The organism is Chryseobacterium sp. RU37D, assembly GCF_900156075.1.
Classification (GTDB): domain Bacteria; phylum Bacteroidota; class Bacteroidia; order Flavobacteriales; family Weeksellaceae; genus Chryseobacterium.
In genome coordinates this window covers 81,639-106,524 of the sequence record NZ_FTMM01000003.1, presented here as the reverse complement: position 1 = coordinate 106,524, position 24,886 = coordinate 81,639, and the positions used below count along the sequence as shown (strand labels likewise).

General features: G+C 36.0%; 23 protein-coding genes. 16 read left to right on the top strand and 7 right to left on the bottom strand.

Going from position 1 to position 24,886, the window contains the following annotated elements:
* Positions 1 to 2: 2 nt before the first annotated feature.
* The 3 genes from BW926_RS02280 to BW926_RS02270 all read left to right on the top strand — a co-directional run bounded on the left by BW926_RS02280 (position 3) and on the right by BW926_RS02270 (position 1,794).
* A complete protein-coding gene (locus tag BW926_RS02280; protein WP_076443792.1) occupies positions 3 to 518 on the top strand; it encodes a DUF1573 domain-containing protein in 516 nt (171 codons plus the stop codon).
* Between the two features lie 10 nt (positions 519 to 528).
* Positions 529 to 888 carry a preprotein translocase subunit YajC gene (gene yajC, locus BW926_RS02275; RefSeq protein ID WP_083672241.1) on the top strand — a complete coding sequence of 120 codons (360 nt, stop codon included), beginning with the start codon at positions 529 to 531 and terminating at the stop codon, positions 886 to 888.
* 174 nt (positions 889 to 1,062) lie between these two features.
* Positions 1,063 to 1,794: an SDR family NAD(P)-dependent oxidoreductase gene (locus BW926_RS02270; RefSeq protein WP_076443788.1), complete on the top strand. Its 732-nt coding sequence runs from the start codon at positions 1,063 to 1,065 to the stop codon at positions 1,792 to 1,794.
* A gap of 45 nt (positions 1,795 to 1,839) precedes the next feature.
* On the opposite strand, the gene ligD is transcribed toward BW926_RS02270, so the two are convergent.
* From ligD to aspS, 4 genes are all read right to left on the bottom strand, one after another.
* Positions 1,840 to 3,696, bottom strand: a complete 1,857-nt coding sequence (gene ligD / locus BW926_RS02265; protein ID WP_076443786.1) for a DNA ligase D — start codon at positions 3,694 to 3,696, stop codon at positions 1,840 to 1,842.
* Positions 3,697 to 3,773: 77 nt separating this feature from the next.
* On the bottom strand, positions 3,774 to 4,376 hold the full coding sequence (locus tag BW926_RS02260; protein WP_076443784.1) for a DNA polymerase ligase N-terminal domain-containing protein: 603 nt from the start codon (positions 4,374 to 4,376) through the stop codon (positions 3,774 to 3,776).
* A complete protein-coding gene (locus tag BW926_RS02255) occupies positions 4,376 to 5,161 on the bottom strand; it encodes a non-homologous end joining protein Ku (RefSeq protein WP_076443782.1) in 786 nt (261 codons plus the stop codon). The genes BW926_RS02260 and BW926_RS02255 overlap by 1 nt, the downstream gene beginning before the upstream one ends.
* 304 nt (positions 5,162 to 5,465) lie before the next feature.
* Positions 5,466 to 7,220, bottom strand: a complete 1,755-nt coding sequence (gene aspS / locus BW926_RS02250) for an aspartate--tRNA ligase (RefSeq protein ID WP_076443780.1) — start codon at positions 7,218 to 7,220, stop codon at positions 5,466 to 5,468.
* A 177-nt stretch (positions 7,221 to 7,397) separates the two neighbouring features.
* Here aspS and BW926_RS02245 point away from each other — a divergent pair, with 177 nt between their 5' ends.
* Both BW926_RS02245 and BW926_RS02240 read left to right on the top strand, forming a co-directional pair.
* Positions 7,398 to 8,792, top strand: coding sequence for an MATE family efflux transporter (locus BW926_RS02245; RefSeq protein WP_076443778.1), 1,395 nt, complete (start codon positions 7,398 to 7,400; stop codon positions 8,790 to 8,792).
* Positions 8,793 to 8,963: 171 nt separating this feature from the next.
* Positions 8,964 to 9,083 carry a 30S ribosomal protein THX gene (locus BW926_RS02240; RefSeq protein ID WP_076443776.1) on the top strand — a complete coding sequence of 40 codons (120 nt, stop codon included), beginning with the start codon at positions 8,964 to 8,966 and terminating at the stop codon, positions 9,081 to 9,083.
* Between the two features lie 58 nt (positions 9,084 to 9,141).
* Here BW926_RS02240 and BW926_RS02235 read toward each other — a convergent pair whose 3' ends face one another.
* Both BW926_RS02235 and BW926_RS02230 read right to left on the bottom strand, forming a co-directional pair.
* Positions 9,142 to 9,798, bottom strand: a complete 657-nt coding sequence (locus BW926_RS02235) for a DUF937 domain-containing protein (RefSeq protein ID WP_076443774.1) — start codon at positions 9,796 to 9,798, stop codon at positions 9,142 to 9,144.
* A 119-nt stretch (positions 9,799 to 9,917) separates the two neighbouring features.
* On the bottom strand, positions 9,918 to 10,427 hold the full coding sequence (locus BW926_RS02230; protein WP_076443773.1) for a DUF2480 family protein: 510 nt from the start codon (positions 10,425 to 10,427) through the stop codon (positions 9,918 to 9,920).
* 77 nt (positions 10,428 to 10,504) lie between these two features.
* Here BW926_RS02230 and lpxB point away from each other — a divergent pair, with 77 nt between their 5' ends.
* The 10 genes from lpxB (at position 10,505) to BW926_RS02180 (ending at position 22,235) form a co-directional block, all read left to right on the top strand.
* Positions 10,505 to 11,608 (top strand): lipid-A-disaccharide synthase, encoded by a 1,104-nt coding sequence (gene lpxB / locus BW926_RS02225; protein WP_076443771.1) that lies wholly within the window; start codon positions 10,505 to 10,507, stop codon positions 11,606 to 11,608.
* A 481-nt stretch (positions 11,609 to 12,089) separates the two neighbouring features.
* Positions 12,090 to 13,526, top strand: coding sequence for a ComEC/Rec2 family competence protein (locus BW926_RS02220; RefSeq protein WP_228403380.1), 1,437 nt, complete (start codon positions 12,090 to 12,092; stop codon positions 13,524 to 13,526).
* A 142-nt stretch (positions 13,527 to 13,668) separates the two neighbouring features.
* Positions 13,669 to 14,331: a succinate dehydrogenase cytochrome b subunit gene (locus BW926_RS02215; protein ID WP_076443767.1), complete on the top strand. Its 663-nt coding sequence runs from the start codon at positions 13,669 to 13,671 to the stop codon at positions 14,329 to 14,331.
* A gap of 15 nt (positions 14,332 to 14,346) precedes the next feature.
* Positions 14,347 to 16,359 carry a fumarate reductase/succinate dehydrogenase flavoprotein subunit gene (locus BW926_RS02210; RefSeq protein ID WP_076443765.1) on the top strand — a complete coding sequence of 671 codons (2,013 nt, stop codon included), beginning with the start codon at positions 14,347 to 14,349 and terminating at the stop codon, positions 16,357 to 16,359.
* Between the two features lies 1 nt (position 16,360).
* Entirely contained in the window at positions 16,361 to 16,936 is a 576-nt protein-coding gene (locus tag BW926_RS02205) for a hypothetical protein (protein ID WP_076443763.1), read from the top strand.
* Between the two features lie 24 nt (positions 16,937 to 16,960).
* Entirely contained in the window at positions 16,961 to 17,728 is a 768-nt protein-coding gene (locus tag BW926_RS02200) for a succinate dehydrogenase/fumarate reductase iron-sulfur subunit (protein ID WP_076443761.1), read from the top strand.
* Between the two features lie 132 nt (positions 17,729 to 17,860).
* Positions 17,861 to 19,426: a TlpA family protein disulfide reductase gene (locus tag BW926_RS02195; protein WP_076443759.1), complete on the top strand. Its 1,566-nt coding sequence runs from the start codon at positions 17,861 to 17,863 to the stop codon at positions 19,424 to 19,426.
* Between the two features lie 144 nt (positions 19,427 to 19,570).
* Positions 19,571 to 20,980 carry a 23S rRNA (uracil(1939)-C(5))-methyltransferase RlmD gene (gene rlmD, locus BW926_RS02190; protein WP_076443757.1) on the top strand — a complete coding sequence of 470 codons (1,410 nt, stop codon included), beginning with the start codon at positions 19,571 to 19,573 and terminating at the stop codon, positions 20,978 to 20,980.
* Between the two features lie 141 nt (positions 20,981 to 21,121).
* Positions 21,122 to 21,604, top strand: a complete 483-nt coding sequence (locus BW926_RS02185; RefSeq protein WP_076443755.1) for a DUF6452 family protein — start codon at positions 21,122 to 21,124, stop codon at positions 21,602 to 21,604.
* Complete coding sequence (locus BW926_RS02180; protein ID WP_076443753.1) at positions 21,570 to 22,235, top strand: DUF6048 family protein; 666 nt, start codon at positions 21,570 to 21,572, stop codon at positions 22,233 to 22,235. The genes BW926_RS02185 and BW926_RS02180 overlap by 35 nt, the downstream gene beginning before the upstream one ends.
* A 26-nt stretch (positions 22,236 to 22,261) precedes the next feature.
* Here BW926_RS02180 and BW926_RS02175 read toward each other — a convergent pair whose 3' ends face one another.
* Positions 22,262 to 22,717: a hypothetical protein gene (locus BW926_RS02175; protein WP_076443751.1), complete on the bottom strand. Its 456-nt coding sequence runs from the start codon at positions 22,715 to 22,717 to the stop codon at positions 22,262 to 22,264.
* Positions 22,718 to 22,814: 97 nt separating this feature from the next.
* Here BW926_RS02175 and BW926_RS14500 point away from each other — a divergent pair, with 97 nt between their 5' ends.
* On the top strand, positions 22,815 to 24,821 hold the full coding sequence (locus tag BW926_RS14500; RefSeq protein WP_076443749.1) for a M43 family zinc metalloprotease: 2,007 nt from the start codon (positions 22,815 to 22,817) through the stop codon (positions 24,819 to 24,821).
* Positions 24,822 to 24,886 lie beyond the last annotated feature (65 nt).

The following is a 24,886-nucleotide window of genomic DNA, read 5'->3' as shown; positions in this document are numbered from 1 at the left end:
ATATGAAAAAAACGTTATCAATTATCGCTTTGTCTATTATAGGCTTTGGTTGGGTTTCTTGTAAAAAGGAAAATAAAGAGGTGATAGGTACGGAAACTGCTGTAATTCCAGATCCTGCAGCTGCTCCAGTTGCAGCCCCCGGAGATTCTGCTGCGACTTCTGTTTCAGCTGAAACTACAGCGGCAACTCCTGCTTCAAAGCAGCCATTCACAACCATCGCTCTTTCTGAAAGCAATTTCGATTTCGGAAATATCAAAAAAGGAGATAAAGTAGAACACGTTTATGAAGTAACCAATACAGGTACAAATCCGTTGGTAATTTCTGAAGTAAAGCCTGGATGCGGATGTACAGCCCCTGACTTTACTAAAGATCCAATCATGCCAGGTAAAAAAGGAAAAATTACATTACATTTTGATTCTACAAATTTTGACGGAAATGTTCAGAAATATGCTGATGTTTTTGCGAACGTAGAAAAAGCTCCTGTTAAATTAACATTCACCGCAAATATTCAACCATAATATAATGCATATGCTAACAATCTTTTTGCAGGCACAGCCACAAGGTAACTCTTCAATGATGCTGATCATGATGGGAGTGATGTTTGTAGGTTTTTATTTCTTAATGATAAGACCTCAAATGAGAAAACAGAAGCAGGAGAAAAATTTCCAGGAAACGCTTAAAGTAGGAACGAGAGTGGTTCTTACGTCTGGCCTTCACGGAAGAATTGCCCAGGTTCATGATGACGGTTTTATTATTGAAACATTATCAGGAAAATTGAAATTCGAAAAAGCTGCAGTTTCAAGAGAATTTACAGAAGCCCGTTTTGGAGATAAATCAAAAGCTGCTGATAAATCAACAGACAAAAAAGAGATCGAAGAGAAAAATTAATTTTTTTTCTGAAAGATATTCGTTTCGGCGGGGTGAGCAAAGCTCACCCCGCCGAAACTTTTTATATCATTTTCATATAAAATGTGTTGGAATCTAGATAAGAGATGAAGCTCTTCCAAATAACTATTAGTGTCCATTAGTGTAAATATTTGTGTTTTAAATTATCTTTGCCTCATGAATCAAGAGACAAGCAAAACCGTTCTCATTTTAGGCGCAAATTCCGATGTGGCAAAACAGGCTGTTAAACAATACGTTGAAACAGGTTTTTCCGTTATTGCAGCTTCCAGAAACACAAATTCTTTAGAGAGTTTTGTTGAGGCAAACAATCTTCATGCAAAGGTTACGGCTTTATATTTTGATTCAATAGATTTTGATTCCCACCAAAAATTTTACAATGAACTTCCTGTAAAGCCTCATATTGTGGTGTATGCAGCGGGTTTTTTAGTGGAAAATGAAAAAGCTTTAACCGATTTTAAGGGGGCTCAGCAAATGATGCAGGTCAATTATATGGGAGCAGTTTCTATTTTGAATATTATCGCAATGGATAAAAGCAACAAAAATTTAGAAAGAATTATTGGCTTATCCTCTCTTTCAGGAGTGCGCGGAAGAAAAAGCAATTTCGTATACGGAAGCACAAAAGCTGCATTTACAACCTATTTGGCGGGATTAAGGCAGGAGTTGGCTTCAAGAAATATCAAAGTGAATGCCTTAGTAATTGGCTATATCAATACAAAAATTAATGTTGGCTTAGAACTCAACAAAAATCTGATCATGGAACCAGATTACGTTGCAAAATTCATTGTCAATGCCGGAAATTCTTTTAGCATTGTCCCAAATTTTAAATGGAAGATGATTTATTTGATTTTGAAAATGTTGCCGGAAAGTTTGGTGGCGAAATTACCCTAACGAAATTCGTAATAAAAAGAATGATTAATATTATTATTAAATAAATTACTTTAAATTCCCCAACAATTCCAGTGCCTTCATCATATCAATTCCTTTCCCCAAAACAGGCTTAAATAAATCTCCTTTCTCCTTAATTCTTTCCAAAGTATTATGAATATTAAAATCCGTGGGCTTCAACCCTTTTTTCAATTCATCCCATTCCAAAGGCATTGAAACGGAGGCTCCTTCTTTTGGTCGCAAACTGTAAGCGCTCGCTAAAGTCTGTCCGGTTCTGTTTTGAAGATAATCGAGATATATTTTTTTATCATCTCTTTTCTGCAAGCTTCTTTCTAAGGTGGTGATCTCTGGAAGTTTTTCGTGAACCTGCTTCATTAAAATATGTGCAAAATCCTTTACCTGATCAAAGTCATACTTTCTGCCCATTGGGATGTAGACATGAATTCCCGTACTTCCTGATGTTTTGCAATAGCCTTTAATTTTAATTGAATTTAAAACTTCATTCACCTGTAAAGCGTTTTCAATAACATCATCAAATATATTTTTCTTAGAAGGGTCAAGGTCTAAAACCAGAAAATCAGGATGTTCCAGATCGGGTAGGGAAGAATTCCACGGATTCAGATCAATACAGCCTAAATTATTTAGATAAGCTAGGGTAGCCTTGTCATTGCAGTAGATGTAATCGATGTACTTATCATTAGATTCCGAATAAACCTGTGTCGTTTTGATCCAGTCTGGAATATTATCATTTGCATCTTTCTGATAAAAACTCTGCTCTTCAATTCCGTTGGGAAAACGGTTCAGAGAAAGCGGGCGGTTTTTTAAATGTGGCAGAATATATTCGGCAACGGATTGATAATATTCAATCACATCACCCTTTGTGATATCATCTTTCGGAAAGTAAATTTTATCCTGATTGGTCAGTTTTACTTTATATTTATTCAGTGTGATTTCCTTTTCTTTTTCGGAAGTTTCTGTTTTTTTTGATGAAGTTTTAGCTTTCATTTCTTTTGGTTTTACATTTACATCTTCAGGATTTTTATCTTCACGAATCGCGACAAATACAGGATGTCGGAAGATTCCGTCTTTGGTGATTTCAGAATATTTTATTTCGCAGACCAATTCTGGTTTTGTCCAGGTTACAGGCATATTCGTTTTCGGAATATTTTCAAACGGAGAATTTTTTATGATTAATTTTTTTAATCTCTCCAACACTTCATGAATCAGATCTCGATTAAATCCGGTTCCTGTGTGTCCGGCATAAATTAGTTTTCCATCAATATATTTCCCTAAAATCAGCGCTCCGAAGCCTTCGCGAGAGCCTCGAGGTTCGGTAAATCCGCAAATAATGACTTCTTCCGTGTTGGTAAATTTTATTTTCAGCCAGTCTGAAGTGCGGTGATTTTCCACATAAAGGCTGTCTGCTTTCTTAGCAATCATTCCTTCCAACTGCATTTTTTTCATTTGATTAAAAAAGTCAATACCTTTTTCTTGAATATGATCGCAGTATTTAATAACATCCGTTTCAACCAATGCTTCTTTTAATAATTCTTTTCGTTGGGTTAAAGGCAGTTCTTCCGTAGAATGGCCATTGAGCCAAAGCAGATCAAAAACCTGGTAAACGAGGGCCAGGTTAGGATTGTCACCAATTTGTTGAAGCAGCTGAAAATTTGGTCTTCCATTTTCATCGTAAGCCACAATTTCACCGTCCAGAATCATGTTGTGGGTCTGATTTTTGAAGTCTCTGGCTACTTTTTCAAACTTTGACAGGAAAGAAGTTCCGTTTCGGGAGTAGAAGAGCGGCTGATCTTTGCTGAGATCGGCAACAGCGCGGTAGCCATCCCATTTGATTTCAAAAATCCACTCTTCATCGTTGAATGGCTTTTCAAAAGATTTTGCAAGCATGGGCTTGATGAAATTCTTTATTTTTTTTTCGTCAACTAAAGAATTAAATCGCTGAAATTTTGGCTTTGTATCGGAAGTTATGACTTCTTTTTGCTGCTTTTTAGGCTTTTTTTTTCCTCTAAAAATTTTGTAACCTGAGAATTCTTGGCTGTATTTTCTTCGGCATCATAATGTTCTTCTGCAAATTTATCATTGTGTTTAATGAGAAGCCATGCATTATTTTCTGCATTTTTCATTTTAACCAAAACAAATTCACCTTTTAATTTTTTTCCGCGTAAAACGAATTTTAACGAACCTGCTTTTAGTTCTTTCAACAATTCTTTTTCGTCTGAAAGTTTTGAATTTTGGTCTAAAGGTTCGTATGTTCCGCTGTCCCATATTTCTACTTGTTCGGCTCCGTAATTTCCCTCGGGAATATTTCCTTCAAAATCTTTGTAATCGTAAGGATGATCTTCCACCATCATCGCCAGGCGTTTGTCTTTAGGGTCTAATGACGGACCTTTCGGAACCGCCCAGCTTTTCAGAACGCCTTCCATTTCCAGCCGAAAATCATAGTGAAGCCTTGAAGCAGCATGTCTTTGAATTACGAAAATGAGTTTATCTTTACTTTTTTTTGTTTTTCCTTTAGGTTCGCTGGTTTCGTCGAATTTTCTTTTTGCGTTATAATCTTTGAGAGCCATTACGATGCGTTTTTGGATTTGGAAGTTTGTAAACTGGCTTTTAATTGTGCCATTAAGTCAATCACCTTACCTTCTTTGGCGGGTTCCGCTTTTTTAGCTTTAACGTTCTTGCCTTTCGCTTTTTGTTTAATAATCTTCAATAAAGATTCCGAATAGGTGTCCTTATACATGAAAGAATCAAATTCCTGTGAAAGTTGTTCTATAAGACTTATTGCCATTTTAAGTTCGGCTGGTTTCGGGGCTTTTTTTGCCGGGATTTTTAGATCTTTATAATCTCGTATTTCCTGAGCAAATCTTAATCGGTTTAAAACCAAAACCTCATCATTGTAAGGACGGATCATTCCGATGGCTTCACTTTCCCGAAGCACGAAAGTTCCGACACCCACCATTTCTGTTTCTGATAAGGCTTTTAGCAGAAGCCTGTACGCATTCTCGCCATTTTTCTGAGGTTCCAGATAATAAGGATTTTCAAAATATACTGAATCTACTTCTCTTTCTTTTACAAATTGATCAATGGAGAGTATTTTTGATTTTTCAGGGCTTGCCGCTTCATAATCTTCTTCATCGAGAATGATGTACCTGTCGTCCATAAGATACCCTTTTACGATGTTTTCCCATTTCACTTCTTTACCTGTACTTTCGTTTACTCTTTTGAATTTAATATTCGAAAAATCGGATTTATCGAGCATGTCCAAATCCAACTTGCTGGTTTCTGTGGCGGAGTAAATCTTTACAGGAATATTGACCAGACCAAAGCCAATGGCGCCGTTCCAAATTGCTTTCATTGTCTTACGTTTTGTGTAAGAGCGTGCAATGATTGTGCCGTGTGAAAAATATTTATGTGATGTGGTATATTTCGTTAATATCCTGCTAATAATTCTCTTATACTGAAAGAATAATAGCTTAGTTAGCGTAGAATAGGAATTTCTATTCTTTGCTATTTTATGCTTTTAATTTAGGTTTATAGTATTATATAAATTAGAAAAATATTGACAAATTTTGTGAATAATATAAAAGAAAATTAAACAGATTTAATAGTAAAATTGAGTTTATAAATAAAAAAGCGGAGAAAAATTCCCCGCTTCTAATTTATGCTTTTAAATTCAATTGCAATTCCAGTTCATCAAGCTGTTCATCAGCAATTGAAGAAGGTGCATCGATCATCATATCACGTCCTGAATTATTTTTAGGAAAAGCGATATAATCTCTGATCACCTCGTTTCCGTCAAGAATCGCTACCAAACGGTCGAACCCGAAAGCTAATCCACCGTGTGGAGGTGCGCCGTATTTGAAGGCATTCATCAAGAATCCGAATTGTGCCTCTGCTTCTTCTTTTGAAAATCCTAAAAGGTCAAACATTTTAGATTGGAGATCTTTATCGAAAATTCTGATAGAACCTCCACCGATTTCGTTTCCGTTCAACACCATATCGTAAGCATTTGCTCTTGCTTTTCCGGGATCTGTTTCCAATAAATGAATATCTTCCGGCTTCGGAGACGTGAAAGGGTGGTGCATCGCGTGGTAACGTCCGCTTTCTTCATCGAATTCCAATAACGGGAAGTCAACTACCCAAAGCGGTGCGAATACGTCTCCTTTTCTTAATCCTAAACGATTTCCAAGCTCCATTCTCAACGCGGAAAGCTGAGTTCTTACTTTGTGCTCGTTTCCGGAAAGAATCAACATTAAATCACCTTCTTTTGCTCCGAATTTTTCGATGATTTTTGCTAAATCTTCTTCGTTGTAGAATTTATTTACAGAAGAAGTTTTTACCCCATCATTCTGAAATTTAACCCAAACCATTCCAGAAGCTCCGATTTGTGGTCTTTTTACCCAATCAACAAGCTCGTCGATTTGTTTTCTTGTATAATCTGCGCATCCTTCAACATTGATTCCGACAACCAATTCTGCGTCATCAAATATTTTGAAATCTTTTCCTTTTACTAATTCATTCAACTCGACGAATTCCATTCCGAAACGGATATCCGGTTTGTCGTTTCCGTATTTCTGCATCGCATCAGCGAACGTCATTCTTGGGAAAGTTCCGAATTCCTGACCTGTAATGTCTTTAATTAAGGTTTTCGTCATTCCTTCAAAAACATTCATCACGTCTTCCTGCTCTACGAAAGCCATTTCGCAATCGATTTGTGTGAATTCAGGTTGTCTGTCGGCTCTCAAATCCTCATCACGGAAACATTTTACAATCTGGAAATATTTATCCATTCCACCAACCATCAACAATTGCTTGAAAGTCTGTGGAGACTGTGGCAAAGCGTAAAATTGCCCCGGATTCATTCTGCTTGGAACCACGAAATCCCTCGCTCCTTCTGGAGTAGATTTAATTAAAACCGGAGTTTCAACCTCGATAAATCCTTCGCCTGAAAGATAATTTCTTACTTTCTGCGCCATTTTGTGACGGAAGATCAATTTATCTTTTACCGGATTTCTTCTGATATCCAAGTAACGGTATTTCATTCTTAATTCTTCGCCACCGTCTGTTTCATCTTCAATCGTGAACGGCGGAAGCTGAGATTCATTAAGAACCGTTAATTTTTCAACTAAAATTTCAATATCACCTGTCGGAATATTAGGATTTTTACTTGTTCTTTCAATTACTTTTCCTGTAACCTGAATCACAAATTCACGTCCCAATTTCTTTACATTTTCAATCATTTCCGCTGAAGAAATATCTTGATTGAAATATAATTGAGTAATTCCGTAACGATCTCGAAGATCTATCCAAATCATAAATCCTTTATCACGAATGGTCTGTACCCATCCAGAAAGTGTAACTTCTTCATTAAGATTTTTTAGAGATAATTCTCCGTTTGTGTGCGATCGAAACATTTTGTTTTAGATGTTAGATATTAGACTTTAGATATTAGACATTTAAGTGTCTAATTTTTCGATGGCAAAGATAAGATTTTTGAAGGTTTTTTAAACAAATTTTTAAATCTTTCCATATGCCAAGCCGTAATCTTTTTTGAATTGATATTTTTGCTGAAAACTTAAAGAGTCAGGATTATGAAGAAATATTTTGCCTTTATTAAAAAAGCATTAAGCGGAGAAGAAGTAGATTACACTACCGCAAGCATAAGAAGTGCCGTGCTTTTGCTGGCTATCCCGATGATGCTGGAAATGGCGATGGAATCTATATTTGCACTGGTAGATCTGTATTTTGTAGGTCATCTGAAGGAAAGCGGCTATGCGATTCAGACGGTTGGTCTTACAGAATCTGTACTTTCTGTAATGTATTCTATCGCAATTGGAATGAGTATGGCTGCAACAGCGATGGTGGCAAGAAGAATCGGGGAGAAAAACCCTGAGCAGGCTTCCAGAAGTGCAGCGCAGGTTTTGCTGGTTTCTTTTTTGATAACATTTATTCTAAGCTTATTCGGGGTGATATATGCTGAAGAAATTTTAATCCTAATGGGTTCAAAACCGGAAGCCGCCGCTTTTGGAAAAGATTTCACCAGAATTATGATGGGAAGCAGTGTGATTATTATGCTTTTATTTTTAATTAACGGGATCTTCCGTGGGGCTGGAAATGCCGCCATTGCGATGAAATCTCTTTGGATTGCCAATATTGCCAATATTATTTTGTGTCCGTTTCTCATTAAAGGTCTGGGATCTATTCCGGCAATGGGATTAACGGGAGCAGCTTTGGCAACAACAATCGGAAGAAGTATTGGTGTACTATATCAATTGTATCATCTATTGATTGCAGATACACAAATAAGGATCCTGCTGAATTATTTTAAACCAAAATTTAATTTAATACAATCTGTCATAAAAATCGCAACTCCCGGGATTTTTCAATTTGTGGTGGCTTCATGCAGCTGGATTTTTTTAGCGCAACTGGTGGCTACGACCGGCGGTGAAAATGCTTCTGCAGGGTATCAGACTGCTTTACGGCTGATGATGTTTTTCATGCTTCCGGCGTGGGGTTTGAGTAATGCCGCTTCCACACTGGTAGGGCAGAATATGGGTGCCAAAGAAATACTGAGAGCCGAACAATCCGTCATGAAAACAGTAAAGTATAATGTGATTTTTATGGCTTTGGTGAGCTTAATATTTTTCTTTTTAGGAGACTTTTTGGTAGGGTTTTTTACACAGGAGGCAGAAATTAAAAATTTTGCTAAAAATGCCCTCCATACCATGAGTGTCGGATTTATTTTCTATGGAATCGGGATGGTAATGATCAACGCGTTTAATGGAGCCGGAGATACATGGACGCCTACTTGGGTAAATGTTTTCGGTTTTTGGCTGTTTCAGATTCCGTTGGCTTACTTCCTTTCAAAATATTTTGGAATGGGACCAAAAGGTGTCTTTATATCAATTCCTGCCGCTGAAACATTAATTACAATTTCTGCTTTTATTTTATTCAAAAGAGGAAAATGGAAGACAGTAAAAGTATAAATCATGGAAGCTGAAGGCTAGGAGTTGAGTGTTTGAATACAAATTATATCTGGTTTGGAAAACTCCCAGCCTTCAGCTTCTATCCAACTTTATAATTATTTTAACACCTGAATTACCTAAATTTTAACGTGAATTTCCTAAATTCGTAATCAATCAACTAAATGTATTACTATGGGAAAAGGAGACAAAAAATCAAGAAGAGGCAAGATCAATAACGGGAGTTATGGAAAACGAAGACCTAAAAAAGCGTCAAAATCTTTAGCAGCTTTGGAAGAGAAATCTAAAAAGTAAACCAATAAAAATGACCGAAGAATTTAACTTCGGTCTTTTTATTACAAATTAAATTATTTTATTTTCCAAAAAATCCTCCAAGAATATCTCCCAATCCACCTCCGCCTTGTTGGCTTTGCTGATTGTTTCCTCCTCCCAGAACGCTTCCCAAAATATCATTCAGCGGATTTCCTGATGACTGTCCGCCGCCGCCAAGAACACTTCCCAAGATTTCATTCAAAGGGCTGGATTGTTGCTGTTGAGCCTGATTTGAAGCGGTTCCGAGAATTCCTCCCAAAAGATCTCCAAGCCCTCCAGCTCCTACATTGTTTTGTTGTTTTTCCCTGCCAATATATCCCATGATGACAGGAGCAAGCATTGATAGTACAGGCCCTACTTTGTCAATGGAAATTCCTGTGTTCTGTGATAACTGGTTTTCCACATTTTGTCTGTCTCCACCGAAAATATGACTTAGAATAGAACCTCCTTCGGCTTGTCTTGCATCTGCCTGAGAAACATCATCCAGAATACTTCCGTCATGGTCTTTATCCAAAGCGTTATTCAATGATTCTGCTTCTTTAGAATCCTGAGATTTGTTTTTAAGGTAAGAAATAACCAATGGTGCGGCTACAGCCAGTAAAGCGATGACCTGGTTTTTGCTGATGCCGAATTTTCCTTCAGCCTGTTCAGCTACCTGGTTCCCAGTGTTCCCCGTAAGTAAATCGATTAAACTCATAGTTTGTGTTTATTTAATTGTTATGTATATCAAAGTTATCAAAAAATATTCTTTGATAATTTTTTTTAATAAAAAAACAATGTTAAAGTTTAAGAATTTCTTTTGGCGCAGATTGGCAGTTAATTTTTTAAAATAGGAACCATTGAGCAGGCTTCCCCAAACATTAAGGATTTTACCAGAGGTCTAAGCTGCTCTACAAGCTCAATATAAGCATTTTCCGGGATTTCCTTGTCTGAACAGCCTTTAACAAGAACTCTTTTTCCTCTCATTTCCTCAAAATCATGGTTTTTAACCGCATCGTGCATTAAAATGACTTCAAGATCTTCACGCGTACCGAAAATTATTTTTTTTGTAACATCAGTAAGTTTTGCAGTTAATAAAAAATAAGACCAAAGCGGAACGATCACATCTGCAGAATTATAAATATAAACGTATGCATCACGGTATTCCTCAACATCAAGGGAGGCTACTTTTTCACGAAAATCTTTTTCCTTTAAGACCATTTCCATGAAAAGAAAATCTTTAAGGTCAATACCTTTTCTCACCCCTTTTGGAAGGAGGTCGGTAAGGTCAAAATTGATAAGACCGCTTTCTGCAATTTTATTTCGGATTTCAAATTCTTCTGACATTTTTATCATTATCTTTGAACAAATTTACAAATTAAGATGGTAAAACGTCTTATTTGTTCTCTATTGCTGTTATAGAAATGAAGTATTATATTATTGCTGGAGAGGCATCCGGAGATTTGCATGGGAGTAATCTGATGAAGGCTTTAAAACAAAAAGATCTCGCCTCAGAATTCAGGTTTTGGGGCGGTGACCTTATGGCGAAACAAGGCGGAACATTGGTAAAACATTATAAAGATCTTGCTTTCATGGGATTTTTGGAAGTGGCGAAAAATCTTCGTACTATTCTTAATAATATTAAGTTTTGTAAGCAGGATATAAAAAAACATAAACCAGATGTTTTAATTTTGGTTGATTATCCCGGATTTAATTTAAGGATTGCGAAATTCGCTAAAAAATTAGGAATTAAAGTTGTTTATTATATTTCTCCACAGCTTTGGGCTTGGAAAGAAGGAAGGGTAGAGATTATCAAAAAGTATGTTGATGAGATGATGGTGATCCTGCCGTTTGAGGAGGATTTTTACAGAAGGCATGGTGTGTATTCTCATTTTGTGGGACATCCTTTGCTGGACGCGATTTCAAACCTACAGGAAATTGATATTGAAAAATTTAAAGCAGAAAACGGACTAAACGAAAAAGAAATTATAGCACTTTTACCGGGCTCCAGAAAACAGGAAGTAGAAAAAATGCTGGAAATGATGCTTTCTGTACGGCCGTATTTTAAAGAATATCAGTTTGTTATTGCCGGGGCACCAAGCCTTCCGAAAGAGTTTTATGAATCTTATGTAGATGATAATGTGCACTTTGTTTCTAATAAAACCTATGACTTGTTAAGGTGCTCAAAAGCTGCTCTGGTTACTTCCGGAACGGCAACTTTAGAAACTGCTCTGCTTAATATTCCTGAAGTGGTATGCTATCGCGGAAGTAAGATTTCTTATGCAATTGCAAAGAGATTAGTTAAAAATATTAATTATATTTCTCTGGTTAATCTCATTATGGATCATGAAGTGGTAAAAGAATTAATTCAAAATAATCTTAATACTCATAATTTAGTTGAAGAATTGAAAAAGATTCTGGGAGGTGAAAAAAGAGTTCAGATGCTGAATGATTATGAGCTTTTAAGGGAAAAATTAGGTGGAAAAGGAGCCAGTGATCATGCGGCTGAGGTGATTTTGAAGGTGTAAAACATTATTGTAATAAAGCGAATCTTAGAAGTTTTTTCTGCGATTTTTCTTTTAAATAAAGAATTTGGCTTTGTTTTTAAATTTTTAAAACATTGATGTGCATATTGTTATTTGAATAAATATTTTTGGGGCACACAAATTTTATTGATTGAATAAACAGCCAATTCTCATTCTTGCCGTTTGTTTTCTAGCAGGCATTTTGTTCCAGGATAAATTTTCTTTTGAAAATAATACAATCTATGTAATTATTGGATTTTGTATTCTGATTTCAGGGTCAATACTTTTGAGGTCGTATGAATTACATAAGGTAAGGCCTTATTTGACTGGACTGCTATTTTTCGGAATTGGCATCGTGCTGCATTTTTTCAATACTCTTCCTGTAAAGAATTTTGCTCTTGCGAAGAATGAAACCATAGTTTTTAAGATTTCAAAGAAGCTAAACTCAACGGGGAAAAATAAAAAATATGAGGCAATATCGCAAATGCGAAGAAAAATATTTCATATTATTTTATATATTCCAAAAAATCATCATGAGTTGGATTTTAATCATTATTATAAATCCAATGTATTTATTATAAAATCCAAACCTCCCGGAAATGACTTTCAGTTTGACTATGCCCGGTATTTAAGGAGAAGGAATATTGAATATCAGTGCTATTCTAATAGTGATATTCCTGCTGTTCAAAGATATGATTTAAGCTTAAGTGAAAAATTTTCACAGAAAAGACTTGGAGTACTTCAAAATATTGATAAATCAAAATTGCCTTCCGAATCAAGAGAATTTCTAAAAGGTATTATCCTAGCCGACCGGACGGAAATTGATTCACAAACCCTGCAGGATTTTAACAGGTCAGGACTTATTCATTTTCTAGCAATTTCGGGAACGCATATCGTAGTAATTTTCGGATTAGTCTACTTTTTATTGGTAAGAATTTTACCATTAAGATGCCGAAAATATGCAATTTTTTCAAGCTTGATTTTCATATGGCTTTTTGCTGCTTTTATAGGATTTGGAAATTCTGTTGTAAGGTCTTGTATTATGCTGAGTGTCTATTATTGTTATGTTTTACTTCAAAGAAAACCAGATTTGCTGCATTCTTTAGCGCTGGCGGCTTTTATTATTCTACTGTTGGATACCCAACAAATTTTCGATGTTGGTTTTCAGCTTAGCTTTCTTGCTGTTTTAGGGATTTTTTGGTTAAATGAACCAATTTTAAAATATTTTCCAAAACAAGATAATTGGCTCAAAAAAGTTATATTTAATACGATTTCAATTTCTCTTTCGGCGCAGATAGCTACACTTCCTTTGGTTTTGTATTATTTTCATCAGTTTTCATTGATTTCCGTTATGGCTAATTTTTTCATTGTGCCTTTTTCAGAGGCGATCATCATTTTTTCTCTTCTAATGACCGTTTTGGCCGGTTTTAAACTTGATTTTAGCTTCATTAGTTTTGCATATGATTTTGTCATTCAAATTTTACTTAAAATTATTCATTGGTTTGCCGGTTTTGATTCATTATTTTTTGAAAATATTTGGATGAGCATTGTTGAGACTTGTTCTTTATTTTTAATTGTCTATTGGATGAGATTTGCAATTTTAAAGTGTAATCTTAAAAATTTATACAGGCTGATGATATCTGTTTTGGTATTTGTTGCTTTACGGACCGGCTTTAATATCTACGAACAGCAGAAAGATGAATTTTTAGTTCATGATTTTTCCAGACATAAAATATTGTCAGTAAAAAATGGCCGCCAGGTTTGCTTTTGGGTTAATAATTCTGCAGATAAACAAAAGATAAGGCAATATATTATTAATCCTTACTGCTCTTCAAGGCGCATCAAAAGTGTTAAAGTAAAGGCTCTGCCAGAATCTGTTTCACGCGTTGTTTATCATGGCAAGATTTATGAGATAAATTAATTGTTAAATTTTTATTTTTCCTTTATTTATAATGCTTTAAACTCTTATTTAGAAGTATTACAAACTAGCTTTTTGTGAGATTTCTCACTTTTTGATGTTGTTAACATTTCTTAATTTTGTGGAAAATCAAATTTAAACTTATATGGCAGGTTTAACGAGTTCTACAATAGGTAGAAAATATGCTATGGCATTGTCGGCTATGTTTTTGCTGATATTTCTGGTGATGCACCTTTCTGTAAACCTTTTGTCGGTTTTTGGTGAGGATGCGTACAACAATGCTTCGCAGTTCATGGGATATAATCCTCTTATTCAATTTGTAATGCAGCCGATTTTGATGTTTGCAGTGGTTTTCCATTTTGTAATGGGATTTATTTTGGAAATTAAAAACCAAAAGGCACGTCCTGTTAAATACGAATCAAACAATCCTTCTCACAATTCTACATGGATGTCAAGAAATATGATTATTTCCGGTGCTGTGATTCTGGCTTTTATTTTTCTTCATTTGTATGATTTCTGGCTTCATGAGATGAACTACAAATATGTGGATGGACTACCGATCGAAGAAACACGTTTCTGGGGCGATCTTCACGCAAAATTTGCAGAGATCTGGAGAGTGGTTTTATATATTATTTCTTTTGTTTTGTTGGGACTGCACCTGGCACATGGATTTCAGTCTTCATTCCAGTCAATCGGAGCAAGACATCCAAAATATACTCCGGTAATCAAAGCTTTTGGAAAATGGTATTCTGTCCTAATTCCTGCCGGATTTGTTTTTATTGCAATTTTTCATTTTGTAACTCAATAATATCACTATAATAATATGAGTAAATTAGATTCAAAAATTCCAGCAGGTCCTCTAAAGGATAAATGGAAAAATCATAAAGACCATATGAACCTTGTTGCACCAAACAACAGAGATAAGATTGATATTATTGTCGTTGGTACAGGTTTAGCAGGTGGTTCTGCTGCTGCAACTTTAGCGGAGCAGGGATACAATGTAAAAGCATTCTGCTATCAGGATTCTCCTAGAAGAGCGCACTCTATTGCGGCTCAGGGAGGTATCAACGCGGCTAAAAATTATCAGGGTGATGGTGACTCTACTTACAGATTGTTCTATGACACCATTAAAGGTGGTGACTATAGAGCAAGAGAGGCAAACGTTTACAGATTAGCTGAAGTTTCTGCAAATATCATCGACCAATGTGTGGCTCAGGGTGTTCCTTTCGGGCGTGAATACGGAGGTCAGTTAGATAACCGTTCATTTGGTGGGGTTCAGGTAAAAAGAACTTTCTATGCAAAAGGGCAAACTGGTCAGCAGTTATTATTAGGGGCTTATTCTGCAATGAGCCGTCAGATCGGTAAAGGCAGAATCAAGATGTACAACCGTCACGAAATGATGGATCTTGTAATTGTTGACGGAAAAGCAAGAGGAATCATCGCAAGAAACCTGGTAACAGGGGAAATTGAAAGACATTCTGCTCACGCTGTTGTTATTGCTTCAGGAGGATACGGAAATGTATATTTCCTTTCTACAAATGCAATGGGTTCAAACGTTTCTGCAGCTTGGAAAATCCACAAAAAAGGAGCGTATTTCGCAAACCCTTGCTATGTACAGATTCACCCGACTTGTATTCCGGTCCACGGAACGCAGCAGTCTAAACTTACTTTGATGTCGGAATCATTAAGAAACTCCGGAAGAATCTGGGTGCCTAAGAAAATTGAAGATTCAGTAGCCATTAGGGAAGGTAAATTAAGACCTGAAAATATTAAGGAAGAAGACAGAGATTATTATTTGGAGAGAAGATATCCTGCGTTTGGAAACCTTGTGCCTAGGGATGTTGCTTCAAGAGCAGCCAAGGAAAGATGTGACGCTGGCTTCGGAATCGAGAACAATGATACTCAGGAAGGTGTCTACCTTGATTTCTCTACAGAGATCATGAAAAAAGGTAGAGAAGCCGCCATTGAAAAACATATTCATAATCCTACAGAACAGCAGATCTATGATCTTGGTAAAAAATGGGTTGAGGAAAAATACGGTAACTTATTTGTAATGTACGAAAAAATTACGGCTGATGATCCTTACAAAACCCCGATGAAGATCTATCCTGCAGTTCACTACACAATGGGTGGTGTTTGGGTTGATTACAACCTACAGTCTACAATTCCTGGATGTTTCGTAGTTGGGGAAGCAAACTTCTCAGATCACGGAGCAAACAGATTAGGGGCTTCTGCTTTGATGCAAGGTTTGGCAGACGGATATTTCGTGCTTCCTTACACCATCGCAGATTACCTTTCAGCAGATATCAGAACGGGTGCAATTCCTACCAATTCTCCATCATTTGACGAAGCTGAAAAAGGTATTAAAGATAAAATTGATTTCTTCTTAAATAATAAAGGAACACATTCAGTAGACCATTTTCACAAGCAATTAGGAAACATTATGTGGAATAAAGTTGGAATGGGAAGAACTCCTGAAGGTTTAAGAGAAGCGATTAAAGAAATCGAAGAAGTAAGAAACGATTTCTGGAAAAACGTAAAAGTTCCCGGAGATAACGACGGTATGAATACTGAGCTTGAAAAAGCATTTAGAGTTGCAGATTTCTTAGAACTTGGACAATTGATGGCTATCGATGCTCTGCACAGAAATGAGTCTTGTGGGGGGCATTTCCGTGAAGACCATTCTACTCCGGATGGTGAAGCAGAAAGAGATGACGTTAATTATAAATATGTCGGAGCTTGGGAATATCAGGGGAGTGATATCAACGCTGAAGTGTTGCATAAAGAAGAACTGATATATGACAACATCGAGGTAAAAACTAGAAGTTACAAATAAGATGAAGAATTTAAAAAAGGTATTATTATTTTTTGTAGTTCTCTTCGGAATTTCTACTGTTTTTGCTCAGAAAGTTACGACTCAGGCAATTGATAAGCCTTCGGAAGGAAAATCTTTGGTTTATATTTTAAAGACAGGAGCTGGAGCTTTAATTAATTTTAGAATTTACGATAAAGATGTATTCTTAGGATCACTTTCTAGCGGAAAATATTTAGCTTATGAATGTGAACCGGGACAGCATTTGTTTTGGGCTGGTGCAGAAAACAGAGACTACGTTGAAGCAAATCTTGAACCTAATTCAGTGTACGTAATTAACGCTGAAGGACAAATGGGGGCTTTTGTTGCAGGTGTAAATCTTAGGCCAATGAACCCAAATGAGTTTAGAGATAAAAAAGTTTTTTATCAGGTTATAAAAAATGATACAAAACAACTTTATACTAAATCCGACGAAGATAAATCTGAAAATATTGCAAAAGCAATGGAGAAATATCAGGAGTTGAAAAGTAGAAATTCAAATAAAATTGCAGTTTTAGCTTCAGATATGAAATTTGAAAATGCAGATAAACCAACAAAATAATCTCCAACCTATAAATACAAAATTATGAGTGCAAAAAAAGGCTTACATCTTACGCTGAAAATTTGGAGACAAAAAAATAATAAATCTAAAGGTCAGTTTGAGACTTATAAAATATCGGATGTTTCTACAGATTCCTCATTTCTGGAAATGTTGGACATCCTTAACGAAAATCTTATTAACGAAGGAAAAGAGCCGATAGCTTTCGATCACGACTGTCGTGAGGGGATCTGTGGGATGTGTTCCCTTTACATCAATGGTAGAGCGCACGGCCCGGATACAGGAATTACAACCTGCCAGCTTCACATGAGAATGTTCAAAGACGGTGAAACTATTGTTATCGAACCTTGGAGAAGTGCTGCTTTCCCTGTTATTAAAGATTTAATGGTAGACAGAAGCGCATTCGACAGAGTAATGGCTGCGGGTGGTTTCATTTCGGTGAACACTTCAGGAAATACTCTGGATGCCAATGCAATCCCGGTTCCTAAAGAAGATGCAGACAAAGCAATGGATGCGGCGGCTTGTATCGGATGTGGAGCTTGTGTGGCTACATGTAAAAATGGTTCTGCAATGCTATTCGTTGGGGCTAAAGTTTCTCAATATGCTCTTTTACCTCAAGGTAGAGTAGAAGCGAAAAGAAGAGTTCTGAACATGGTAAAAGCTATGGACGAAGAAGGTTTCGGAAACTGTTCAAATACAGGTGCTTGTGAAGTAGAATGCCCGAAAGGAATTTCTCTTGAAAACATTGCCAGAATGAACAGGGAATATATGGCGGCGCTTGCTGACAGAGGATAAAACTGATTTATATATCACAAAAATCGTCTCCTCAATGGATGGCGATTTTTTTAGTTAAATCTTTCATAAAAGTAATATTTAATTGCTTTTAGTTATTGAAAAACTTATTTTTGCGTAATTATAAAATTCAAAATGAAAAAATATCTTTTATTGTTTATCATCGCAGTTTTTGCGATGTCTTGCTCTAAAAAAGTAGAAGTAAAAGGAAAAATCACAGGGGGTTCTCCATTGGAGAGAATCGAATTTATTGAAGCTTCGGGAGTTGCTACATTGCCATTAATTAATATCGGAGTAAATAAAGACGGAACTTTCTCCGGAAGTTTTGATGCTCCTAAAAGTGGAATGTATGTGGTTTCTTATGGTGGAAAACAAAATTTAATTTATCTAAAAGGAGGTCAGAAGCTTGAAATTTCAGGTAACGGAATGACTTTCCCATCAGAATACGTAATCACAGGAGCTGCTAAAAAGAACAATGATTTTTTTACAGCAACTCAAAAATACCTTTCAACATATGCTCAGACTGTAAACATGAATGAGCTGATTATGAAAGACGAAAAAACATTCTTAAAAGGGATTGAAAAAGTTCAGGCTGATATCAACAAAAATATCGATGAAAATGTTAAAAAATTCAATCCTGATAACGAATTGATTGAATGGAAGAAAAATGACCTTTCCAGCACATTGCTTACGATCATGAATCAGTATGACGTTACGCATAAGCAAATGGGGAATCCATCCTTCAAAGTGACCAAAGCTTTCACCGATTTCGAAAACAAGCTACAGGAAAATAAAGAGGTAATGGTAAAAGAAAATCCTTTCTACAGACAATACCTTTTAGGAAAAATGAATCCTGACTTCCAGAAATATGCAGAAGCAAACAGCAAAGGAAAAACGGATATTACTACTTCTGAGTTATTCACAGAATATTTAAAGAAAAATCAGAAAGACCTATCACAGACAGCTAAAGATTATCTTTTGGCTTTTGTAATGGCTCAATCTGATATTCACCCGGGATCTCCTGAAAAAACTGTAGAAAAGATTAAAAAAATTATCGATACAGATATTAAAGATGCTACAATCAAGGAAGATTTGAAAAAGATTCAGTTTGCCATCAACGGATTCAAAATTGGTGAGCCAGCTCCTGAAGGAGCATTGTTAAAGCAAGACGGAAAAGCTTACAAGCTTTCTGAAAACAAAGGAAAGCCTTACATGATCTCTTTCTACGCTTCATGGAATCCTTACATCGGTGAAGCAACAGTTCCTGTACTGAAAGAAGTAGTAAACTTCTACAAGTCTAAAATGAACTTTGTTTATGTAAACCTTGACGATACAAAAGAGCAATTCGTAAAAACAAGCAGTTCTTTATTAAAAGGAATCACCGGAGTAAATGTTTACGGAGAAGGAGGTTTAAATTCGGAGATTGCTAAAAAATATGGCGTGTACGGATTCAAACTACCATGCTTTATAGTGGTAGATAAAGATGGAAAAATTGCCAGCAAGCCATTCTTTAACCTTGGAGATCCGGAATTGGTAACTGTTTTGGATAAGCAAACAGGTCTTTCTGCTCCAAAAGTAAATCCTAATGTACAATTACAGCAGGGTGCAGGAATGGATCCGGCAGTTGTAGCGGCTCAACAACAAGCGGCAGCTGCAGCAGCTCAGCAGCAGGCAAAACCACAGCCAGCTCCAACGAAATAATTTAAAATAATTATAGATAGAGAAACCTTATCTGCGGATAAGGTTTTTTTTGTTGTACTTTTGCAAACTGAAATATGAAGCATCTACTCACACATTGTCAAAGTTAAAATCTTTGACAATGTTTAAAATTTAAAAAGATTCTTAATGAAAAGGAATAAGAAAAATATAATTCTTGAAAATATAAGATTGTTAACTGCAGGCGCAAAAGGCATCGCTATCGGAAAAACAGAGGAAGGCAAAACAGTAATGGTTTCCGGTGCTATTCCAGGGGATGTAGTAAATGTGAGGGTGAAAAAATCAAAATCAAAATACTTCGAAGGCGAAGCTATGGATTTGCTTGAAAAGTCTCCTTACAGAGTTAATCCGAAATGTATTCATTTTGGAGTTTGCGGTGGCTGCAAATGGCAGAATATGAGTTATGAAAAACAGCTTGACTTCAAACAGGAAGAGGTTTATAATAATATTAAAAGAATCGGCGGAATAGAAAACTTTGAAACCGTTTCTATCTTAGGTTCCGAAGAGCAATATTTTTACAGAAATAAAATGGAATTTTCCTTTTCTAATGCACGCTGGCTTACTCAATATGAGATAAGTTCAGAAGAAAATTTCGGAAATAAAGATGCGCTTGGCTTTCATATTCCGGGAATGTGGAGCAAGATTCTTGACCTTAAAGAATGTTTCCTGCAAGAAGAGCCATCTAATACGATAAGGCTGGCCGTAAAAGAATATGCCGTAAAAAACGGATTAGATTTTTTCGATGTTAAAAATCATGAAGGCTTTTTAAGGACTTTAATGATGAGGCAGAACTCAAAAGATGAGTGGATGGTACTTTTCCAGCTTTACAGAGAAGAAAAAGAAAACAGAGAAAAACTTTTTGAATTTTTGCTTGAAAACTTCCCGCAGATTAAAACATTAGTCTATGCAATTAATCCTAAACCGAATGATTCAATCTACGATCTGGATATTAATGTATACTTTGGAGAAGGCTTTTTAATGGAAGAAATGGACGGATTGAAGTTCAAAATTGGTCCGAAATCATTCTTCCAGACCAATTATAAGCAGGCATTGGAATTATATAGAAAAACCCTTGAGTTTGCAGATTTAAAGGGTGATGAAGTGGTTTATGACTTATATACAGGAACGGGAACCATTGCCCAGTATGTGGCAAGAAATGCAAAACAGGTAATTGGTATAGAATCCGTTCAGGAAGCCATCAATGCAGCAATTGAGCACGCTGAGCTGAATGGTTTGACAAACACAATGTTCTACTGCGGAGATATGAAGGATATCTTTAATGACGAATTCCTTGCCAATCACCCAAAAGCAGATGTGTTGATCACCGACCCGCCAAGAGACGGGATGCATCAGAAAGTGGTTGATCAGATCTTAAAATTATCTCCTGAAAAAATAGTCTATGTAAGCTGTAATTCCGCAACACAGGCCAGAGATCTTGCTTTAATGAAAGAGCATTACAAGGTAGTGAAAATCTTACCGGTAGACATGTTCCCGCAAACCCATCACGTAGAAAATATTGCCCTGCTGATTAAAAAATAAAATACTTGTAGCAATACACCTTGTCAAAGTTTTAAATCTTTGACAAAGTTTAACTTTACTCTATATACCAGTTAATTGCCAAGAAACATATTTAGTAATCAAACCAAAATAATTAAATTTGAATTAAATATATTAATCTGAATGAAGTACTTTAAATTCCTAATAGCCATATGTTTTATCGGTTTGCTGTTTTCATGCGGCGGAGATGATGATATCTGCGAAAGCGGAGAAGGAACCCCAAGGATGAAGGTGGCGTTCAAAAATGCACTTACCGGCAAAAGAAGAAAAATGGATTCTCTCTATATTGCAGTAGATTATGGTTCCGGAAAAGTACAGCTGGGAAAAAAAACAGTAATAGATTCTGTAATGATTCCTTTAAGGGTAGACGATTCTCCGCTTACGGACGTATATTTCAGAATTGCAGATAAAGGAGCAGAATCCAAGGTTACAGTGAATTATACCCAGAAATCTACCTATGTGTCGCCGGGCTGCGGTGTGAAGAAAAATTACGAAAATTTAGATTCAAAATTAGATCCTACAACAACAAATCCGGTGAAGAGTTTGGAAGCCGGGCAAAACTTTATTGAGAATGAAGACAAGACTAATCTTTACCTTCTTTTTTAGTTTAATCGGCCTGCTGAGCTTTGCCCAGGAGAATAAAGAAAAAGAAGCCAAAAAAGAAAAATGGAAATATGAACCCAATTTTATGGTTGGTTTTGATGTTCTTAATACAGGAGCTTCTTTCTTTTCAGACAGGAAGCTATATCAGGGGTTTATTTCTTCTAGAATTAAAAATAATATCCACGGTATTATTGAAGCCGGTTTTGAATCCAATATCTATAACAAAAATAGCTATGATGCAAAGGCAAGCGGCCCTTTCCTAAAGCTAGGAGCATTCTATATGCTGGCAAAAGATCCTGAAAATGAGTTTAATGGCTTCTATGCAGGCGGTAAAGCGGCAGGATCATTCTATACTCAGGAATATAAAGCTGTCCCGGTTCGCGGCTATGGAGGCAGCAGCTCTTCAGTGGCATTTCCCTCCTCCACTCAATCATCTTTTTGGCTGGAAGGTACGATTGGCGGAAGAGTTCAATTGTTTGAATCAAATTTTTATATTGATGTCAATTTACAGCCCAGATATTTAATTTTTACAACCAAACAGGATGATGTCCAGCCGATGATTGTTCCGGGATTCGGAAGAAGTTCTTCAAAATTCGGGGTAGGTTTTGCCTGGAATATTGCATATAAATTTTAACGAATTCTTGAGCCGAAAAATTAAAATTATTCGGTTTTACCTTTTAATAAAATATATAATCCCTCCAGTTCTTTTGGAGGGATTCCTGCATCAAAGCTGGAAGAGGTATAGGTTTTTCCTTCAGATGTAATAATTAGGGTGGAGATTAGTGCTCTGTCTGAAAACCTTCCTGTTGTAGGTGATGGAAAAGATGGCATTTTTGAAAGATTTATTAATCCCGCTTGTTTGGCGATTTCTTTCCATTGTGCTGTTGAGATGTTTTCTGTTGTTTTTTGACCATTATCCAGAGTTATTTTAGAAAAGGGAGCATAAACTGTAGATCTGTTTGTGCCTCTTGTTCTTTCTGTAATTTCGATTCTTTCAATTTTCGGAGATTTTTGTAATGTGATTGATTCATTTCTAGGATTTTCTGTTTTTAATTGATGAACACATCCTAAATTGATTAAAGCGTAAAATATTATTAATAATAATTTCGGTTTCATTTTGAATATTTTTTAATTAATTATATAATTTCAAATATATATAATAATTTTTATACTTATTAATTATTACATTTGTAAAGTGATTAAAACTTTATGTATGAATTTTAAAATTACTTCAAAATTATTTATTTCTTTTTTTGTGTTGCTTTTCTGTTCTTCTTTTGCTCAGGAAATTGATGGAAGCAAAATTGTATTCGGGAAAAAGTATACTGTAGAAGATTTAAAAAGAATGAATGGGATAATCAGATGTGCATCGACAGAATATGAAGCGATGCTACAGAAGAAATACCCCAAAAGAATGACCAATGAGCAGTTTGAAGACTGGATTGCTCCTTTAATTAAAAATGCACAGAATAATAAATCTCAAAACGGAGGTCTGATTACTATTCCTGTTGTAGTTCATGTAATTCACAGCGGCCAGGCATTGGGAACAGCTCCAAACATTACGGATAACCAGGTTAAATCTCAAATTACTGTAATGAACAATGACTATAGAAAAATGGCAGGAACTCCGGGCTATAATACCAATCCTGTCGGTGCAGATGTAATGATCCAGTTTGCATTAGCCAAGGTGGACCCTAGTGGAAATCCTACTGATGGTATAGACAGGGTTAATCTTTGTCAGACTTCATGGTCTATGGCTGCTGTTGATTCTTATGTAAAGCCGGTTACGATTTGGGATCCCACAAAGTATATGAATATGTGGAGTATAAAGCTTGCAGAATCAGGAATATTAGGTTATGCTCAGTTTCCTTCAAACTCAGGATTGGGAGGGCTAGATCCATATATGGGCGCTGCAGATACGGATGGTGTAGTTGCAAATTATTGGACTTTTGGAAGTAGTGATTATAATGACGGGACCTTCTTTCTGAATGCACCTTATGACAAAGGTAGAACAATGACTCATGAAGTTGGGCATTATTTAGGGTTAAGACATATTTGGGGTGATGGATCATGTGGAAATGATTATTGTACAGATACTCCAACTGCTCACGATGCAAACTATGGATGTCCTCCTTCTCAGCCAAGTTGTGATAGTCCATCTATTTTCGAAATGGTTCAAAACTATATGGATTATACAGACGATACCTGCATGAATATATTTACTATCAATCAAAAAGATAGGATTATGGCAGTAATGAACAATTCTCCAAGAAGAATGGAGCTGAAAACATCAGTGGCAGAGCAGGCAATCCCACTATTTGCAAACGATGCCGAATTAAAAGGAGAAAAAAGCTGTAGCCAGGCATCTTGTGGAAGCCCATCAAATATTACTGCAAATTTTATTTTATACAATAGGGGTACAAGCCCTCTTACCTCAGTTGCCATTTCTTATACAGTAAATGGTAGTGCAGCACAAGTTTATAATTGGACGGGAAACTTAGCGCAGGATAAATATGTTGTTATCAGTATTCCGACAGGTGCTTCTCAGGGAACGATCAATGCGCAGATTACCTCTGCTAATAGCGGTGCTGATCAAAGAGCGGGAAATAATACTGCATCAGTGGTTATCGGAAACTCCATTCCTGTTACCAATACAAACTTTACATTCCAATTACAGTGTGACGAATATGGTAATCAGGTTACTTGGAATTTGAAGAATAGTGCAGGTACAATACTATACAGTGGAGGACCGTATACAAATACTTATCCAAACATTCCAAACCCAGTAAATCAAAACTGGACACTTCCGCAGAATGATTGCTATACTTTTACAATCAATGACAGCAATAATAATGGCATTTACAATCGTGGGGGGAGTTACAGAATTTTAGATGCAAGTGGAATGGTAGTAGTTACTGGTAATAATTATACATCTTCACAACAAAGGACATTCAAAGTAATTCCTGCTCAAATTTTGGCTACAAACGAAGTGAAAAAAGAAACAATCAGTTTATATCCAAACCCTGCAAGCGATGTACTAAACATTACTAAAGTGTCAAACAAAGCTTCATTTGAAATTTACAATGCAGTTGGGCAATTGGTGAAAGCAGGAACTATTAACAATAATCAGTTGAGAATAGCTGATTTAGTTAAAGGAACTTACATTATTACAATTAAAGATAAAAATACTTCTGAAAGTATTAAATTCATTAAAAAATAATCAATAAATTTTGCTAAATGACGATCCCCAGAAGAAATTCTGGGGATCTTTGTTTTTATGACTGT